Raw genomic sequence first — 17,418 nt, forward strand, 5'->3', positions numbered from 1 at the left:
TCCACTATCGGCTATGCGCGCGTTCCCGGATGGCTTCGAAATCAGCCGGTGGCCGATGCAGGTTGAGACGGCGGCCCGCCTTGACGATCTGACTCGGGATGTCGTGGCCAATGAGCGCCGGCAAGCGCCGCGAAGCATCGACGAGTCCGCCAAGGTCGACGCCCGTGTCGTAGCCCATGAGTTCGAGGCCGTGGACGATTTCCTCGGTGCACACGTTGCCGCTCGCGCCCGGTGCGTACGGACAGCCGCCGATGCCGCCGAGCGACGCATCGAAACGATCCGCTCCTGCGTCGATGGCGGCGAGCACGTTCGCCATCCCCAGGCCCCGCGTGTTATGGAAATGCAGCGTCAGTTCCATGCCGGGCCATCGCTCGCGGAATGCTTTCGTGAGTGCTACGACTTGCGTCGGATAAGCCATGCCGGTGGTGTCGCATAGCGTGACGCCGCGCGCGCCCAGATCGCCGGCGAATGCGCTGCACCAGTCCATGACCGTGTTCGCGGCGACGTCGCCTTCCATCGGGCAGCCGAATGTGCAGGACAGCGAAATATTCACCGATACGCCTGCCTGACGCGCGATCGCCGCGACATCCGAGAGCGCATTGAACGACTGGCTGCGCGTCATTCGCAGATTGGCGAGGTTGTGCGTTTCGCTCGCGGACATGACGAGGTTCAGCTCGTCCGCGCCGGCTTCGATTGCACGTTCGGCCCCGCGCACGTTCGGCACGAGCGCGCTGTACACGACGCCCGACCGCCGCTCGATGCCGCGCAGCACCGCATCGGCGTCGCTGAGGGCGGGAATCGCTTTCGGCGAGACGAAGGCCGTCACTTCGATTTTCGCCAGGCCGGAGCGCGACAACGCATCGACCAGCGCGATCTTGTCCTCCGTCGGAACGAATACCGTTTCTGCCTGCAAACCGTCCCGCGTGCCGACTTCCTGCATGTAAATGCGCCGTCCGGCGCCGTTCCAGAGCGTCATGCGACCACCTTTCTGCCGCGCAATGCGGCGATATCCTGCGTCGAATAACCGAGTTCCTGCAACACCGCGTCGGTGTCATCGCCGAGACCGGGCGCCGAACTGCGCACCGTGCCCGGCGTGCCCATCAGCTTCGGCACGACGCCGGGCACTTCGACCTCGTAACCGTCGCGCGTGGTCTGCGAGAGGATCATGTCGCGCGCCCGGTAATGCGGGTCCTCGACAATATCCTTCGCGGAATATACCTTGCCCGCCGGCACGCCCGCAGCGCCGAGAACATCAAGCACCCGCTGCACGGATTGCGTGAGCGTCCATGCTTCGATTGCCCCATCGAGTTCCTCGGCTCGCGCGACGCGTCCCGCGTTGCCGGCGAGGTCAGGGGCATTGCCGAGATCGTTGCGTCCGATCGTCTCCATCAGGCGCTTGAAGATGCTATCGCCGTTTCCCGCGATCAGCACGAAGCCATCCGTGCATCGATACGCATTCGACGGCGCGATGCCCGGCAGCGCGCTCCCGGCGGCTTCACGCACCGCGCCGAACGCGCTGTACTCGGGAACGAGGCTTTCCATCACGTTGAAGACGGCTTCATTCAACGCGACATCGATGACTTGCCCGACGCCGCCATTCACCTTGCGATGATAAAGCGCAGTGAGAATGCCGATGGTGCCGTGCAAGGCCGCGAGCGTATCGCCGATAGAGATTCCGCAGCGCACCGGCACGCGCCCCGGTTCGCCGGTCACATGGCGCAGCCCCCCCATTGCTTCACCGATCGCGCCGAAGCCCGGCAGATCGCGATACGGCCCGGTCTGGCCGTAACCGGAAATGCGCAGCATGATGAGGCCGGGATTGACGCGCGACAGCGCCTCCCATCCCATGCCCCAGCGTTCCAGCGTGCCGGGGCGGAAGTTTTCGATGAGCACATCGGCTTCGGCGATCAGCTTGCGGGCGATGTCCTGACCCTCGGCGCTACGCAGATCGAGTGCGATCGAGCGCTTGTTGCGTGATTGAACCTGCCACCAGACCGATGTGCCATCCTTGATCAGACGCCAGTTGCGCAAGGGATCGCCGCTGCCGGGCGCTTCGATCTTGATCACGTCCGCACCGAATTCACCCAGCGTCTTTCCGGCGAACGGCCCTGCAATCAGTTGCCCCATCTCGACGACGCGTAGTCCTTGCAACGCGGCGGCGGATATGCCGTTGTTCATCATCGTGCTCCTTCTATTGACGCGTTCGTATCGGGCAGCGCGTCGAGTAATTCGTAACCGGATCTACTTGAAAGTCCGTATTGAAGCGAGGCGGATGCGCGTCAGTTTGCGGACGCATGCTCTTCTCTCGCACGAAGTCTTGCGGGCAACGCGAAGAGCAGAATCGCCGCGCAGGCGATGGCAAGCGCGCCGATCGCATAAAGCGCCGGCGTCGTGCTGCCGGTGACGTCCTTGATGCGGCCGACCATCACGGGACTGACGATGCCGCCCAGCTGACCGAGCGTATTGATGAGCGCGATGCCGCCGGCGGCGCCCGCGCCGGTCATCAGCTTCGGCGGCAGCGCCCAGAAAGCCGGAATGGAAGCGATGATGCCCGCGCCCATGACCGCCAGCGCGCCGATCAGAAAGGACGTGTGCTTGTCGAAGATGCCGGCGCACAGGAAGCCCACGGCGGCGAGCAGCATGAGACCGGCGACGAAGCGGCTGCGATGTCCGCTCGCATCGGACAGCCGGCCAACCACGACCATCGTGATTGCGCCGCAGATATACGGTACCGCGGTGAGAAGGCCAATCGTCGTCGGATGCGTGATGCCCGATGTGCGAATCAGGTGCGGCGCCCAAAAGTTGAGGCCGTAGGAGCAGACTTGAATCATGAAATAGACGAGGCCGAGCTTGAGGAAGCCGGGCGTTTTCAGCGCGCCGAGCAGCGAGTGCCCGCCGATGTGCCGGTTCTGGTCGGCGATACGCTGTGAAAGCAGCGCTTGCTCGTCCGATGTGAGCCACTGCGCATCCTCGATACGGTCTTTCAGCACCTTGAACACGAGATAGCCGAGCGCAATGCAGGGCAGGCCGCCCACCAGAAAGAGCCAGTGCCAGCCGCGCATGCCGAGCACGCCTTCCATCTGCGACAGCACGAGCCCCGCAACGGGCGCGCCGAGAATGCCCGCGAAAGCCGAGGCGAGGAAGAGCGTCGATGTGATGCGGCCGCGATACGCCACCGGGAACCACAGCGTCAGATAGAACAGGACGCCGGGCGCGAAGCCGGCTTCCATCGCGCCGATGAGAAAGCGCAAGGTATAGAACTGCCACTCGGTCTGCACGAACGCCATCAATGCGGTGGCGATGCCCCACGAAATCATGATGCGGCAGATCCAGCGGCGCGCGCCGACCTTGTAAAGCATCATGTTGCTGGGGACTTCGAACAGCACGTACCCGACGACGAACAGGCCCGCGCCGAGGCCATACGCGGTGTCGGTCAGCGAGAGATCGCTCTGCAACGCGAATTTGGCGAAGCTGATGTTGATGCGGTCGAAGAACGCAAAGAGATAGCACACCATGATGAGCGGCATGATTCGCCAGGCGACCTTGCGAATGGTGCGGGCTTCGTCGGGAGGCGCCAGGTCGATGCTGGCGGACAGGGCTTTGTTCACGTTTGTCTCCGGTTTGCACCGGACCGCGCGATGGAGGTCCGGCGGCCAATCAAGAATCGTGCGCTTCTCGTGGCGCATGGAGACATGGTGATGGCGCGCTCGTCGATGGAAAAGCGCAAAGCGGTGAAACCAGCTTTCGCGTATCGCGAAAGCAGGAACGTCTGCCGGTTATCCGCGCGATGACGCTGAGGGGACGGTGCCGGCGTTGCAGAGATGATCGACGAGAAGGCGGGCATGGCGCGGGACGGCGGCCGGATCGCGCATGCCGATCAGCAGCCGGCGTTCGGCCCATGCGTCTTCCAATGCGACTTGCCGCAGATTCAGCGATCGCACGAGCGCATGCACGGCAAGCGATGGCAGCACGGCGACGCCCATGCCGGCGGCAACCATCTGGCACATTGCGTCGAAACTGCGGACCCGGATGCGCAGCTTCAGATGACGCCCGAGCGCTTCGGCCTCCACCTGCATGCGCTCGGCCAGCGACGTCCCCTTCGAAAGACTCACGAAATCGTATTCGAGCGCTTCTTCGAAGCAGATCGAGCGTCGCGCGGCCAGCGGATGTGTCCGCGGCATGACGAGCACCAGACGGTCCACGCGATAGTCCGTCAAATGGATGCCCAGCGCCGGCGTGCGGTCCGCGAAGATGCCGAGATCGGCGCGGCCATCGAGCAACGCCAGCACGATTTCCCTGCTGTTCTGCTCTTCCAGCTCGATGCGTATGCCCGGATTCGCTTCGGTGAACGCGGCGATCTCGGACGGCAGAAACTGCGTAATCGCCGATGTATTGGCCCACAGGCGAACGATGCCCACCATCCCGGATGCGTAGTCGGACAGGTCGGCGGCGAGTCGGTCGACATCGTGAAGAATGCGTTGCGCGTGGTCATACAGCGCCTGTCCGGCGACGCTGAGCGTCACGCCCCGCGAATGGCGCTCCAGCAAGCTGGAACCTACGGCGCCTTCCAGATCGGAGATGCGCTTGCTTGCCGCGCCGACAGCGAGGTTGGCCAGCGCCGCACCCTTGCTGATGCTGCCGGCGCGCACGACCAGATTGAAGAGCGACAGGGAGACGAGATCGAGGCGGTGCAGGTTCATCACGAGGAACTCGGGGGACGATTCGCGCCATTGTGCGCTAGCACGCGGGGTTCTTCGTATCTCCGCGAAAGCGCCGGATGAAACGCACCCGCCAGAACTGCCCGCCCTGCCGCTGTCGCGAAAGCCTTCCGAAAAGTCGCCGTAGGTCATATGACATCTCATACCGTCAATTGAGCTTCTTGTGGATACAAGGCTAGTTAAACGATATCCTTCTACGGGTAATTGCCTAGTGAATTCGCATCCGCGGTCGGCGATAGTACGTCATCGTATGAGTTAGCTAGGGCATTGACTGCAAACGCGCAGCCGTATCGTCCGCAGTCATCGTCATCTTCCCGGAAAAGGTTTTCCATGAAAAAGATTGCTCTCAGCGGCGCCGGAGGGCAGCTCGGCGCTGTTGTCCGTGCTGCGCTCGTTGCGCGCGGCGTTCTGCTGCGCTCGGCCGCCGGCTCGAAAGCGCTTACGCCGCTCGTCGAAGGCGAGGACGTCATGCACGGCGATCTTCGCGATCCCGCCGTGGTGGATCGGCTGCTGAACGGCGTCGATGTATTGATCCACTTCGCCGGCACGAGCGTCGAACGGCCGCTGCCGGAGATCATCGAGAACAATTTGCGCGGGCTCGTCGAAGTGTACGAAGGCGCGCGCCGGCATGGCGTGAAGCGCATCGTCTTCGCAAGCTCGAATCACGCGATCGGCATGTATCCCGTCACCGAGCGTCTCGGTCTCGATTGCGAACTGCGTCCGGACGGCTTCTACGGCCTGAGCAAGGTGTGGGGCGAAGCGCTCGCGCGCATGTACTGGGACAAGCACGGCATCGAGAGCGTCTGCGTGCGCATCGGCAGTTGCCTCGAGCGGCCGACCGAGCCGCGGCATCTGAGCACGTGGTTCGGTCATCGGGATCTGCTGCACTTTCTCGACCGCTGCATCGAAGCGGACGACGTGGGTTTCCTCACCATCTGGGGCGTGTCCGCGAATACGCGCAGCTGGTGGGACAACAGCGGCGCTGCACGTCTCGGCTATCAACCTCTACAAAACGCCGAGGACTACGCCGACGAGATCCTCGCCCGTCCGAATCCGCTCGATGCGCTCGGTCAGCGCTTTCAGGGCGGCAGCTTCGTCGGCATCGACTATTCGCGTAACGATGCAGCCGCAAGCGGTCAGCCCGCTTCGACGGTTGCGCAAGCCTGAGCGCATCCGGACTCGGGAGGAGACTTCACATGAAAATCAAGGGCATTCGCTGGTGGATGGTCAGCCTCGTCGCTGCCGGCCTCATCATCAACTATCTGGCGCGCAACACGCTGTCGGTCGCGGCGCCGAGCCTCATGAAGGATCTGAACGTCACGACGGAGCAGTACGCTCACGTCGTGGTCGCATGGCAGCTTTGCTATGCGTTCATGCAGCCGGTGGCGGGCTTCATCCTAGACACTATCGGGACCAAGGTCGGCTTCGTGGTCTTCGCGCTTGCATGGTCGCTTGCGTGTGCGGCGGCGGCCTTGTCGACGGGCTGGCGCAGCCTCGCGTTCTTCCGCGGGCTGCTGGGCGTGGCCGAGGCGGCGGGCATCCCGGCCGGCGTCAAGGCGACGAGCGAGTGGTTTCCCGCGAAGGAGCGATCGGTCGCGATCGGCTGGTTCAACATCGGCTCGTCCATCGGTGCGCTGCTTGCGCCGCCGCTGGTCGTGTGGGCGCTGATGCACGGCGAGTGGCAACTGGCGTTCGTGCTGGTGGGTGTGGCGGGCATCGTATGGTCCGTGCTGTGGATGGTGCTTTATCAGCATCCGCGCAAGCAGAAGATGCTGGGCGATGCCGAGCGCGACTACATCCTGAGCGGCCAGGAAGCCATTCATGGCGATGCGGCCGGTGCGAAGCGAAGCCGTTTCGCCATGCTGCGCAGCCGCGACTTCTGGGCGATCGGCATCCCGCGCATTCTGTCGGAGCCGGCGTGGCAGACCTTCAATGCATGGATTCCGCTCTACATGATGACCGAGCGGCACATGAACCTGAAGGAAGTCGCGCTTTATGCGTGGATGCCGTTTCTCGCCGCCGATATCGGCTGCGTGCTCGGCGGTTATCTGAGCCCGATCTTCCATAAGTACGCGAAGGTATCGCTCTTCACGTCGCGCAAGATGGTGTTCGTGGTCGGCGCGTTGTGCATGGTCGGACCGGCGTGCGTCGGGCTCGTCGCGAGTCCTTATGCGGCGGTTGCGCTGCTGTGCGTCGGCGGCTTCGCTCACCAGACCTTGTCGGGTGCGCTCTATGCGATCACGTCGGATATGTTCGGCAAGAACGAAGTCGCGACGGCGACGGGCATGGGCGGCATGGCCGGTTATCTCGGTGCGGCGGCGTTCACGGCGCTCTTCGGCGTGCTCGTGACGCGGATCGGCTATAGCCCGCTGTTCGTCGTGCTCGCCGTGTTCGACATCATCGCGGCAGGCGTCGTGTGTCTGCTGGCGAGGCGCGATGACACGACGACCGCGCCGAACTGGGCCGCAGCGGGAGCAGCGGCGAAGTAGGCTTGCATGGCTCCTTGCATCGACGCCGTCGTTTCGTGCAGGAACGAGGGCGTTTTTGCGTCCAAGCGCGCGATGGCCCGTCCCGCACCTCAGGCATCACCGACCTTTTTGTCGGCCTCGTGTCGGACAGCGAAAAGCCCGCTGTAAGCAATGCATCCCATAAGACCGACGACGCTCGTCAGGCACGACTCCTGCAGCTTCCGCATGGCCGTTTCCTTCAACCACAAAGGGATTCGTCCATGACTTCGCTCCGTCCGCGATACCGTTCGCGACTGGCCACGGCGCTCTTCGACTGGCTCAATCCAGTCCCGTATGGCCTCTTCGTCGGCACGCTCATCTTCGACATCATCTACGCGAACACCGCTGTGATCTTCTGGGCCAAGGCCGCCGCCTGGCTCGTCACCGTGGGCGTGCTCTTCGCGATCGTTCCGCGTTTCATCAACCTCGGCCATGTCTGGTTCGCCCCGCGCGGCACGGTCACGAGCCTCGAACGCACCGACTTCTGGCTGAACTTCGGCGGCATCACCGCGGCGATCGTCAATGCGTTCGTCCATTCGCGCGACGCCTATGCGATGGTCCCGCTCGCGACGATTCTTTCCATCGTGACGGTGGCGCTGCTGAGCGTCGCGCAGATTGCGCTCGCACTCGACCGGTTCAACCGCTTCAACTTGCCGGAGGCCGCCCGTGAATAAGCCTACGTTGACCGGCGTGCTGTCGATGGCCGTTGCGCTGTGCGTTGCCGGATGCAACGAGCACGCCGCTTATGATTCGCAGCATCAGGCCGGCGCGAATCCGCCGCTGCCCGGACCGCGCAATTTCTTCACGCCGCCGATGCAGGTGCCGAAGCATGTCGGCTGGAAGAGCGGCGAAGCGCCGAAGGTCGCGGACGGCCTGAAGATCGAGAACATTGCTTCGGGCCTCGAACATCCACGACAGGTGCTCGCGCTGCCGAACGGCGATATTCTCGTCGCGGAATCGAGCAGCCCGCAGGAAGAACCGGTGACGACGCCGAAGCAGCTCGTCGCGGGCATGGTGCAGAGCCGCTCGGGGAAAGAGGCGAAGGGCGGCAACCGCATCACGCTTTTGCGAAAAGGCAGCGGCGGCGCGTGGGAGAAGCATGTGTACATCGAGCATCTGCATTCGCCGTTCGGCATGCAGCTGATCGGCGATACGCTCTACGTCGCCGATACGGATGCGATCCTCGCGTTTCCGTACCAGGCCGGCGCGACGAGCATCGCGCAGCCGGGCGTCGAACTCGCCGACCTGCCGAGCACGATCAACCATCACTGGACGAAGGCGCTGCTCGCAAGCCGCGATGGCAAGAAGCTCTACGTGGGCGTCGGTTCGAACAGCAATGTCGGCGAGAACGGTCTAGAGGTGGAGTACCGGCGCGCGGCGGTGCTGGAAGTCGACATTGCGACCGGCGCGAGCCGCGTGTACGCGTCGGGCATTCGCAATCCCACCGGCTTGCAGTGGGAGCCGAAAACAGGCGCATTGTGGACGGTCGCGAACGAGCGAGACGAGATCGGCGCGGATCTGGTGCCGGACTATCTGACATCGGTTCAGGAACACGGTTTTTACGGCTGGCCCTACAGCTACTACGGGCAACATCTCGACGAGCGCGTGCATCAGCAGCGGCCCGATCTCGTCGCGAAGGCGCTGAAGCCGGATTATGCGATCGGTTCGCACGTCGCGCCGCTCGGCCTGCTGTTCTATACCGGGGGCAACCTGCCGGCGCAATATCGTGGCGGCGCGTTTATCGGCGAGCACGGCAGTTGGGACCGCTCGCCGCTTTCGGGCTATGCGGTCGCGTATGTTGCGTTCGAAAACGGCAAGCCTGTGGGCGAGCCGAAGCCGGTCGTTACCGGGTTTGTGTCGGCTGACGAGAAGGAACTGCGCGGCGCGCCCGTCGGACTCGCGCAGGATCGGGACGGGGCGCTCATCATCGCGGATGACGCGGGTAATGCGGTCTGGCGTGTGACTGCGGCCGGAGGGTGAGGGCGGATAGCGTCTCGGTGCGCAGCATGCTGCATGCAAACGATGATGCCTGTGGCCGCGTTATGTGCAGTGCGCACACGACGCGCCGTCAGACGATCAGCTGTTTCGCATGCAGTGCGCTGCAAGCCGAGTTCATACGAAGCACTTCAATTTGCGGCCACCTGCCCGCTCACCGGGCCGCGCTCGTCCGGCGCGTCCCAGCCGCCGCCGAGCGAGCGGTAAAGCGCGACAGCCGCCTGAGCATGGTGGCGTTTGGCATCGTTCAATGCGTCGGCGTCGCGCAGATACGCTTCTTGCGCGGCGAGCACGTCGAGAAAACTCGATGCCCCGCCTTTGTACAGTTCGTTCGACAGGCGCAGCGCATGGTTCGATGCCTCGAGTGCGCCGCCGAGCCTGACGACTCGCTCGTCGCCATTTACCAGATCGCTGCGCGTGTCCTCGATGTCCTTCAGCGCGTCGAGCATCGTCTGCTGAAGGCCAAGCTGCGATTCACGCATGCGGCTTTCGTTCCGGTCGATATCCGCGGCGATGCGGCCCGCGTTGAAGATCGGGCTCGTCGCATTCAATGCGGCGCTGAAGAGGTTATCCGTCAGCGTCGGCAGTCCGAGATACGACGATGCCAGAATGCCATCGCTCAGGCTCAACCGAAACTTCGGATAGCGCTCGGCTCTCGCGACGCCCAGTTCCGCCGCGCGCTGCTCGACCGTTGCATACGCGCTGCGCACGTCCGGGCGGCGCAGCAGCGCTTCCGATGGCAGCATGTTCGGCACGCTCTGTGCCGGAACAGGGATCGGACGCGCTTCGCCGAGCGTCAGTCCATCGACGCTTTCCGGAGTGCGACCCGCATAGACGGCGATCAGACTCATGTCGTGCTGAATGGCGGCGCGAATCGGCGGGATCTGCGCCTGCAAGTCCTGTAGCTGGTTCTGCGCGCGGGCGACATCGAGCTGCGTCGACAGTCCATAACGCAGACGCTGCTGCGTGAGCCTGAGCGCGCGGCTGCGTATCTGCTCGTTGTCGCTGATGATCTGAAGCTGCGCCTGCGCCCATCGCAAGTCGATATACGCGCTCGCCGCATTCGCCGCCATCGCGAGCCGCAATTCGTCGAGCGCGGACCGGCGCCCGGTGGCTTGCGCTTGCGCCGCCAGCACGGCGAGGCGTTCACCGCCGAATACATCCGGCTGCCACGACGCCGTCAGGCCGACGCCCGCCTGCTTCACATAGCCGAGCGGCGGCGGGGTGTTCTGCCGTGCGTATGATGCGCCTGCGTTCGCGTCGAGTTGCGGCGCGAGCGCGGCATTCTGCTGCTTCACGATGTCTTGCGCCTGCCGCACGCGCTCGACGGCGGCTTTGATGTCGAGATTGCCGTCGAGCACAGTGTCGATCAGCCGATGCATCACCGGATCGCCGAATTGCGACCACCACGCGTTTGCATCAATGCTGTCGACGGGAGCCTCGACGCTCCACGCATCGGGCGCGATGGTCCTGGCCACTTCGGGCAAGTCCTGATGCGATGCCGGCGGCACCGCGCAGGCAGCGAGCGTCATCGCGGCCGCGACGGCAAGCAGTTTTGGAGCGATGGCTTTCATGCTGCACCTTCAATAATAAGGGAGACTAACTATCAATGCGCATCCGGCGGCGGGGCCGTGTTGCCGAACGGGCGTGAAAAGAAAACGCTGACAAGCCCGACCGCAAAGCAGAGCGATACAGCGAGGAAGGTGTCCGAGAACGTCAGCACGAGCGCTTCGCGCATCAGCAGCGCATGCAGTGCGGCGAGGCTTGCAGCAGCGCCATCGAGCACGTCGCCGCCGGCCGCTGCCAAATGGGCGGCCTGATCGCGCAACAGCGCCTCGATGACCGGACGGCCCGCAGTCACGTGCTCATCGAGCCGCTGATAGTGCAGGTTGAGGCGATCGTTGAGCATCGTGCTTGCAACGGCGATGCCGATCGCGCCGCCGAGATTGCGCATCAGGTTGAAGAGGCCGCTCGCCGATTTCAGCCGCGAAGGCGGCAACGAGCCAAGCGCCATCGTGACGATGGGCGGCACGCAGAATTGTTGCCCGATACCGCGAAGCGCCTGCGGAAGAAGCAGTTCGCGCCATCCCCATTCACTCGTCAGCGGCACATAGAGATAACAGCCGACGCCGAAGCAAACGAGACCGAACACCATCAAAAGGCGCATATCGACGAAGCGAGCAAGAAGCGAATAGGCGCTGAGTGCAATGAGCTGGAAACAGCCGACCGAGAGCAGCGCGATACCAATCTGAAGCGAGTCGAAGCCGCGCACGCGCGAAAGAAACACGGGCGTCAGGAATACCGTGCAGAAAAGACCAATGCCCGTGATGAACGACAGCAGACTGCCAATGCCGAAATTGCGAATGGCGAGCGCCTTCAGATCGACGATCGGTTCTTTCGCCGTGAACGCATGCACGAGAAAGAGAAAGCCGCAGATAGCGGATATCCACGTGCAGAAGAGAATCACGTCATCGCCGAACCAGTTCTTGCGCGGCCCTTCCTCAAGCACGTATTCGAGGCAACCGAGAAAGCCCGACATCAACACGATGCCCACGTAATCGCCCTTGCGCAGCAACGAATGGTCGGCGACATCGACATCGACGAAGCGCGGAACCAGTATCGTCACTACCGCGCCGGGCACGAGGTTCAGATAAAAAAGCCAGTGCCACGACCATTGTGACGTGATCCAGCCGCCGATCACAGGGCCGATGGTCGGCGCGAGTGAGGCGAGGGCACCGATCGTTGTCGCGGCGATCAGACGTTGCTTGCCGGGAAAGAGCATGAAGGCTGTCGTGAAGACGGTCGGGATCATCGCGGCGCCGAGCGCGCCTTGCAGGCCGCGAAAGATGATCATCGAGTTGATGTCCCACGCGAGACCGCACAACATGCTGGTCAGCGTGAAGCCGAACGCGGAGAACGTGAAGACCGAGCGTGTCGAGAACACGCGCGTGAGCCAGCCCGACATCGGTATTACGAGAATCTCTGCAATCAGATACGAAGTCTGCACCCACGACAATTCGTCCTGACTCGCCGACAACCCGCCGCCGATATCCTTCAGCGACGAAGCCACGATCTGGATATCGAGCGTCGCCATGAAGAAGCCGAGGCACAGCAGCGAGAAGGCGAAGACCCTGGTCCGCATCGGCAGATCGGCGGGATTCATCGGCGCGTGAGGCGCGTGCGTTGCGCGGCTCATGATGCGCTGTCCGTGCGCAGATGCACTTTTACCATCGCTGAAAGGCCGGGACGCAGCACGCCCTGCATGTCCTTCGGAACGGACAGCCGCACGCGCACCGGCACGCGCTGCACGATCTTCGTAAAGTTGCCCGTCGCGTTCTCGGCGGGCAGCACGCTGAAAGTCGCGCCCGTCGCCGGGGCAAGACTCTCGACCACGCCTTCGATACGGCGGCTCGATGCGTCGAGATCGACATCGACCTTGTCGCCCGCTCTCATCTTCTTCAACTGGTCTTCCTTGAAGTTCGCATCGATCCACAGGCCGCTCGACGGCACCACCGTCAGGAGCGACACGCCGACGTTCGCCAGCGCCCCGACACGCGCGCTGCGGTTGCCGACATAGCCGTCGATCGGCGCGCGGATCGTCGTGTATTCGACGTTTAGCGCGGCCACGCGCCGCGTCGCTTCAGCGGTGGCGATACGTGCGCGCGCATCGTCGATTTGCGCATCGAGCACGCTAAGCTGGCGTTGCGCGGCGGTCAGCGCCGCGTTGTTGCGGTCGACGGCCGCGCGTGCCTTGGCGAGATCGGCATCGGCGCGTTCGACCACCTGATTCGACACGGCATCGTCCTTGACGAGCTGCCGGTATCGTGCGGAGTCCGAAGCGCTTCGTGTCAGCTCCGCGCCCGATGCCCGCACTTCGGCCGACTGCGCGCTGATCGTCGCGATCTGCAGCGACTTCCTCGCATCGAGTTCGGTGACGGCGGCCTGCGCGCGCTGCACTTCGGCGCTTGCCTGGGCGAGGCGGGCATCGTAATCACGCGCATCGAGACGGATCAACACCTGGCCCGCGCGCACAAACTGGTTGTCCTGTACGAGCACGTCGGAGACGAAGCCGTTCACTTTCGGCGCAAGCACCGTCACGTCGCCGCCGACATAAGCGTCATCCGTCGATTCGACATAACGCCCGACGAGCAGCCAGTACGACACGGCCGCCGCAATGACGATGGCGACGGAAATCAACGCGAGCAGCATCCACGGGACGCGCCGGGCGGGTTTTGCTATGCCCGCGACGTCGGGCGAGGCAACCGAAGGAGATGTCGACATTGGCTATTGTGCATGTGCACTGATGAAGGTAGAAAAAGACCGGTCTGCGGATTGGTGCATGCTGGCACGCTGACATGCCGTAAGCCATTGCAATCATCCTGAAAGGCCGGTGAGTTCATCTTCGGCAGTGTATTTGTGCATATGCACTTTGTCAAATGACTTCGCTCCCGACCTAAGCGTTTATGAACTATGCTTGAACGCACTGCGGGACGTTCGTCCGCGGATCGATGGCCTCAGACGGAGGTGCGTCATGTCATGGATGACCGGGCGAGCGCATCGCGCTTGTTTGCCGCGCGATAGTATCGCTTCGCCGTTCTCTTTCTCGCTGACTTCCATCGCGCTTGCCGTGATGTTTGCGTCGAACGCGGGCGCAGCGCCGCCATTGCCCCAGTGCGGCCAGTTCGTGGCGGGGCAAGGTTCCATCAGTACGCAAGCCAAATCCGTCAACATCACGCAGACGACATCGCGCGGCGTGATCGACTGGCGCAGCTTTTCTATCGGCAAAGGCAATACGGTCGATATCAGCAACGGCTCGGGCGCGACGCTCAATCGCGTGACCGGGCTGGATCGCTCGGTCATCGACGGAAAACTCAGCGCGACCGGCAGCCTTTACCTGATCAATCCGCAAGGCGTGGTGATCGGACGCACGGGCGTGGTGACGACCGGCGGGCGCTTCGTCGCATCTTCGCTCGATGCGTCGAACAGCGCGTTCATGGCCGGCGGCGACCTGACGCTTACCGGAACCGGCGATGGCGTCGTGGCGAACCTCGGCAAGATCGGTTCGAGCGGCGGCGATGTGTTCCTGATCGCGCGGACGGCGGTCTTCAATCGCGGCGAAATCAACGCGAAAGAAGGCACCGCGGAACTCGCGGTCGGTAGCCAAGTGTTGCTGCATGACGCAGCGAGCGGTCAGCAAATGTTCGTGCAAGCCGGAAGCCGCGGCACCGTCGATGCGTCCGGCGCCATCGACGCCGCGCAGATCAGCCTGCAAGCCGCCGAGGGAAATGTCTTTGCGCTCGCCGGCCGCCCCGGCGAACTGCGCGCAACCGGCACCGCGACGCGCGATGGCCACGTGTGGCTCGTCGCGGAGAGCGGCGCGGTACACGCGCACGGCCGCATCGGCGCGGCTAATGCGGACGGCAGCGGCGGCACGGTCGACATGAACGGTGCGACGCTGCACGTCGACAACGCATCGATCGACGCCGCGAAGTGGAATCTCGCCACGCCGGTCTTCATGGTCGATGGCGGCGCGGCCGGCGCGCTCGCGAACGCGCTGTCGCACGGCACGTCGGTGGCCGTCGATACCACCGGTAAAGGCGGCAAGACCGGCGACATCGACGTGAACGCGAGCGTGCGGTGGAATGGCGACGCATCGCTTGCGCTCAACGCATTCCACGCGGTCACGATCGCGCCCGCTGCGACCGTCGCGAACAACGGCGCAGGCAATCTCACCTTGCGCGCGGACGCGAGCGGCGTCGGCAACGGCGGCGGCGTGGTGAATGGGGGCGTTATCGACTGGTCGCGCAGCGTGGGCATCGTGTCGATACTGCGGGACATGAACAGCGCGTACACGCCCGGCACGATCACCACGAACGCACAGTGGACCGCCGCACCGTACAGCGGTCTCGCGACGCAGCTCACGGCGTATCGCCTCGTCAACACGCGCGCCGATCTCGACGCGATATCCGCCGATCCCGGCGGCGTCTATGCGCTTGGCAAGGACATCGCGCTGACGACGCCCTACGCGGGCATCGGCGTGTCCTCGCAAACCGCCTTCAGCGGACAGTTCGACGGCATGGGCCACACGATCTCCGGCTTCAGGCTCGTCGATCCGCCCGCCGGAAGTTATGCGCGATTGTTCGGCACGATCGCGACCGGCGGCATCGTGCGCAACCTGAACGTGGACGGAACCGCCGCGACGTATGCGGGCGCGAACATCGGCTTGCTCGCGGGCCGGAACAACGGACACGTGGCCGGCGTGCACACGGCAGGCGCCGTCTATAACGGCCAGGGCATCACTTCGCTGATCGGTGGCGGCCTCGTCGCGGTGAATGGCGGGACCATCGAGCGGTCGTCGAGCACGGCCAGCGTGTCGGGGCTGGAGACGATGGGTGGACTCGCCGGCACCAACTCCGGCGTCATCACTCAGTCGTACGCCACCGGCTCAGTCACCGGCGGATCGCACGCGGATGCGGTCGGCGGGCTTGTCGCGCGCAACACCGGGACCATCGCGCAGTCTTACGCGACCGGTTCAACCTTCACCATTCTCGGCGTCAGCGGCGGGTTCGCCGGCGATAACGCCGGGACCGTGAACCAGTCTTTCGCGACCGGCCCTGCCACGCCGTTCGGCCCGAATCCGATTGGCGGATTCATCGGCGTGAACGGCGGTTCGGTGTCGAATGACTTCTGGGACGTGCAGACGACCGGCAAGACCATCGGCGTGAACGGCAGCGGCGCGGAAGGCGCCACCGGTCTCACGACGGCGCAAATGAGCACGGCGCAGAGCTTCGGGCCGCAATGGGACTTCGGCCCGAACGGGACATGGGTCATCCCGGCGGGCGGCACCCATCCGATCCTGCGCTGGCAGTTGCAGACGCCTTGAAACGCCGGTCACGCACGCGCCGCTTCGCGCTGCGGCAAGTCGATGGTGACGGCTCTGTCGTCGATAGGAAAGTGCAGCAGCGCCGCGACCAGCCCCGCGATCGCCGTCGCGCCCCAGATGAGCGAGTACGAGCCGGTGGCGTCGAACACATAACCGCCAAGCCACGCACCGAGGAACGAGCCAAGCTGATGGCTCAGGAACACGACGCCGAACAGCGTGCCGAGGTGCCGCGTGCCGAACACTTTCGCGATCAGGCCGTTGGTGAGCGGCACGGTGCCGAGCCACGTCAGGCCCATGACGGCGGCGAAGACGACGACCGAGACGCTCGTCGTCGGCAACAGGACGAACAGCGCGATCGCGCCGCCGCGTATCAGGTAGAGCCACGCGAGCACATGATGCTGCCGCAAGCGTCCGCCGAGCCAGCCGCATCCCCAACTGCCGATCATGTTGAAGAGGCCGATCAGCGCGAGCGCCGTCGCGCCGAGGCCGACCGGCATATGGCACAGCAGCAGATAACCCGGCAGATGCGTCGCGATGAACGCAAGCTGGAAACCGCAGGTGAAAAAGCCCAGCGTCAGCAGCCGATAGCCGCGATGACGTGACGCGTAGGCGAGCGTATCGCGCAGCGGCATCGCAAGCTCCTCCATGCCGGGCGATGCCGCAACCGAAGCGCTTCGACGCCGGCTCGCGCGGTCCAGCACGATGCCGAGCGGCGCGGCCAGCAGAATCGCAAAGGCGAGCGCATAGAGCGATGCCGGCACGCCGGCGTGCACGCGGATTTCCTGCGCGAACGGCACCATCAGCACCTGACCGAGCGAGCCGCCCGCGCTGGCGAGGCCCATTGCGACGCTGCGCGTTTGCGGCGACGCGGCCCGTCCCACGGTGGCGAGCACCACGCCGAAGCTGGTGCAACTGATGCCGATGCCCACGAGCAATCCGAGCCCGAGCACGAGCATCCATCCCGATGTCGATGCGGCGGCGAGCGCGAGCCCGGCGGCGAACGTCGCGGCGCCCGTGGCCACGACCGGCGCGGCGCCGTAGCGATCGGCGGCGGCGCCCGCGAACGGCTGCGCGAAGCCCCACACGAGATTGTGCAGCGCGATGGCGAACGCGATCAGCGTGACGGGCAAACCGCGATCGAACGAGAACGGCCCGATGAATAGCCCGAAGGTCTGGCGCACGCCCATCGCGGCGCTCAGGATCAGCGCGGCCGCGCCGATGAGCGCCCAGGTCGCCGCGCGGTTCGTGCGGTTCGTATGTGTTGCCTGCGTTAGGGACGGCATGATCGCGTTCCTCCTTGCGGCAATCGTCGCAG

At 64.4% G+C, this 17,418-nt stretch carries 13 protein-coding genes; 5 read left to right on the forward strand and 8 right to left on the reverse strand.

All coding sequences use genetic code 11. From position 1 onward, the window contains the following. Nucleotides 1–4 precede the first annotated feature (4 nt). The 4 genes from LDZ21_RS25255 to LDZ21_RS25270 all read right to left on the reverse strand — a co-directional run bounded on the left by LDZ21_RS25255 (nucleotide 5) and on the right by LDZ21_RS25270 (nucleotide 4,700). Nucleotides 5–976 (reverse strand): hydroxymethylglutaryl-CoA lyase, encoded by a 972-nt coding sequence (locus LDZ21_RS25255; RefSeq protein WP_244796851.1) that lies wholly within the window; start codon nucleotides 974–976, stop codon nucleotides 5–7. Further along, the gene (locus LDZ21_RS25260; RefSeq protein WP_404980593.1) at nucleotides 973–2,181 is read right to left on the reverse strand and encodes a CaiB/BaiF CoA transferase family protein; all 1,209 of its coding nucleotides are present in this window, start codon (nucleotides 2,179–2,181) and stop codon (nucleotides 973–975) included. The genes LDZ21_RS25255 and LDZ21_RS25260 overlap by 4 nt, the downstream gene beginning before the upstream one ends. 98 nt (nucleotides 2,182–2,279) lie before the next feature. Then, the gene (locus tag LDZ21_RS25265; protein WP_244796852.1) at nucleotides 2,280–3,608 is read right to left on the reverse strand and encodes an MFS transporter; all 1,329 of its coding nucleotides are present in this window, start codon (nucleotides 3,606–3,608) and stop codon (nucleotides 2,280–2,282) included. A 168-nt stretch (nucleotides 3,609–3,776) separates the two neighbouring features. Then, nucleotides 3,777–4,700, reverse strand: a complete 924-nt coding sequence (locus LDZ21_RS25270) for a LysR substrate-binding domain-containing protein (protein WP_244796854.1) — start codon at nucleotides 4,698–4,700, stop codon at nucleotides 3,777–3,779. 348 nt (nucleotides 4,701–5,048) lie between these two features. Between LDZ21_RS25270 and LDZ21_RS25275 the strand changes: the two genes are divergently transcribed. The 4 genes from LDZ21_RS25275 (at nucleotide 5,049) to LDZ21_RS25290 (ending at nucleotide 9,205) form a co-directional block, all read left to right on the forward strand. Further along, nucleotides 5,049–5,885: an NAD-dependent epimerase/dehydratase family protein gene (locus tag LDZ21_RS25275; protein WP_244796855.1), complete on the forward strand. Its 837-nt coding sequence runs from the start codon at nucleotides 5,049–5,051 to the stop codon at nucleotides 5,883–5,885. Between the two features lie 29 nt (nucleotides 5,886–5,914). Next, the gene (locus LDZ21_RS25280) at nucleotides 5,915–7,207 is read left to right on the forward strand and encodes an MFS transporter (RefSeq protein ID WP_244796856.1); all 1,293 of its coding nucleotides are present in this window, start codon (nucleotides 5,915–5,917) and stop codon (nucleotides 7,205–7,207) included. A gap of 239 nt (nucleotides 7,208–7,446) precedes the next feature. Then, nucleotides 7,447–7,899, forward strand: a complete 453-nt coding sequence (locus tag LDZ21_RS25285; RefSeq protein ID WP_244796857.1) for a DUF2231 domain-containing protein — start codon at nucleotides 7,447–7,449, stop codon at nucleotides 7,897–7,899. Between the two features lie 25 nt (nucleotides 7,900–7,924). Next, entirely contained in the window at nucleotides 7,925–9,205 is a 1,281-nt protein-coding gene (locus LDZ21_RS25290; protein WP_244797299.1) for a PQQ-dependent sugar dehydrogenase, read from the forward strand. 146 nt (nucleotides 9,206–9,351) lie between these two features. Here LDZ21_RS25290 and LDZ21_RS25295 read toward each other — a convergent pair whose 3' ends face one another. From LDZ21_RS25295 to LDZ21_RS25305, 3 genes are read right to left on the reverse strand one after another with little or no spacing between them, the layout of a single operon-like run. Further along, nucleotides 9,352–10,794 (reverse strand): efflux transporter outer membrane subunit, encoded by a 1,443-nt coding sequence (locus LDZ21_RS25295; RefSeq protein WP_244796859.1) that lies wholly within the window; start codon nucleotides 10,792–10,794, stop codon nucleotides 9,352–9,354. Nucleotides 10,795–10,826: 32 nt separating this feature from the next. Beyond that, a complete protein-coding gene (locus tag LDZ21_RS25300) occupies nucleotides 10,827–12,416 on the reverse strand; it encodes a DHA2 family efflux MFS transporter permease subunit (protein ID WP_404980595.1) in 1,590 nt (529 codons plus the stop codon). Beyond that, nucleotides 12,413–13,501 carry an HlyD family secretion protein gene (locus tag LDZ21_RS25305; RefSeq protein ID WP_244796861.1) on the reverse strand — a complete coding sequence of 363 codons (1,089 nt, stop codon included), beginning with the start codon at nucleotides 13,499–13,501 and terminating at the stop codon, nucleotides 12,413–12,415. Before LDZ21_RS25305 ends, LDZ21_RS25300 begins: the two co-directional genes overlap by 4 nt. Nucleotides 13,502–13,751: 250 nt before the next feature. Between LDZ21_RS25305 and LDZ21_RS25310 the strand changes: the two genes are divergently transcribed. Then, nucleotides 13,752–16,103, forward strand: coding sequence for a two-partner secretion domain-containing protein (locus tag LDZ21_RS25310; protein ID WP_244796862.1), 2,352 nt, complete (start codon nucleotides 13,752–13,754; stop codon nucleotides 16,101–16,103). Between the two features lie 8 nt (nucleotides 16,104–16,111). On the opposite strand, the gene LDZ21_RS25315 is transcribed toward LDZ21_RS25310, so the two are convergent. Continuing rightward, a complete protein-coding gene (locus tag LDZ21_RS25315) occupies nucleotides 16,112–17,386 on the reverse strand; it encodes an MFS transporter (protein WP_244796864.1) in 1,275 nt (424 codons plus the stop codon). Nucleotides 17,387–17,418 lie beyond the last annotated feature (32 nt).

The sequence above is a fragment of the Caballeronia grimmiae genome, from assembly GCF_022879615.1.
Classification (GTDB): Bacteria; Pseudomonadota; Gammaproteobacteria; order Burkholderiales; family Burkholderiaceae; genus Caballeronia; species Caballeronia grimmiae.

Coding starts and splice junctions, on each gene's coding strand:
- LDZ21_RS25255 (WP_244796851.1), bottom strand. CDS start 976: ATGACGCTCTGGAACGGCGCCGGACGGCGCATTTACATGCAGGAAGTC.
- LDZ21_RS25260 (WP_404980593.1), bottom strand. CDS start 2,181: ATGATGAACAACGGCATATCCGCCGCCGCGTTGCAAGGACTACGCGTC.
- LDZ21_RS25270 (WP_244796854.1), bottom strand. CDS start 4,700: ATGAACCTGCACCGCCTCGATCTCGTCTCCCTGTCGCTCTTCAATCTG.
- LDZ21_RS25275 (WP_244796855.1), top strand. CDS start 5,049: ATGAAAAAGATTGCTCTCAGCGGCGCCGGAGGGCAGCTCGGCGCTGTT.
- LDZ21_RS25280 (WP_244796856.1), top strand. CDS start 5,915: ATGAAAATCAAGGGCATTCGCTGGTGGATGGTCAGCCTCGTCGCTGCC.
- LDZ21_RS25285 (WP_244796857.1), top strand. CDS start 7,447: ATGACTTCGCTCCGTCCGCGATACCGTTCGCGACTGGCCACGGCGCTC.
- LDZ21_RS25290 (WP_244797299.1), top strand. CDS start 7,925: ATGGCCGTTGCGCTGTGCGTTGCCGGATGCAACGAGCACGCCGCTTAT.
- LDZ21_RS25295 (WP_244796859.1), bottom strand. CDS start 10,794: ATGAAAGCCATCGCTCCAAAACTGCTTGCCGTCGCGGCCGCGATGACG.
- LDZ21_RS25300 (WP_404980595.1), bottom strand. CDS start 12,416: ATGAGCCGCGCAACGCACGCGCCTCACGCGCCGATGAATCCCGCCGAT.
- LDZ21_RS25305 (WP_244796861.1), bottom strand. CDS start 13,501: ATGTCGACATCTCCTTCGGTTGCCTCGCCCGACGTCGCGGGCATAGCA.
- LDZ21_RS25310 (WP_244796862.1), top strand. CDS start 13,752: ATGTCATGGATGACCGGGCGAGCGCATCGCGCTTGTTTGCCGCGCGAT.
- LDZ21_RS25315 (WP_244796864.1), bottom strand. CDS start 17,386: ATGCCGTCCCTAACGCAGGCAACACATACGAACCGCACGAACCGCGCG.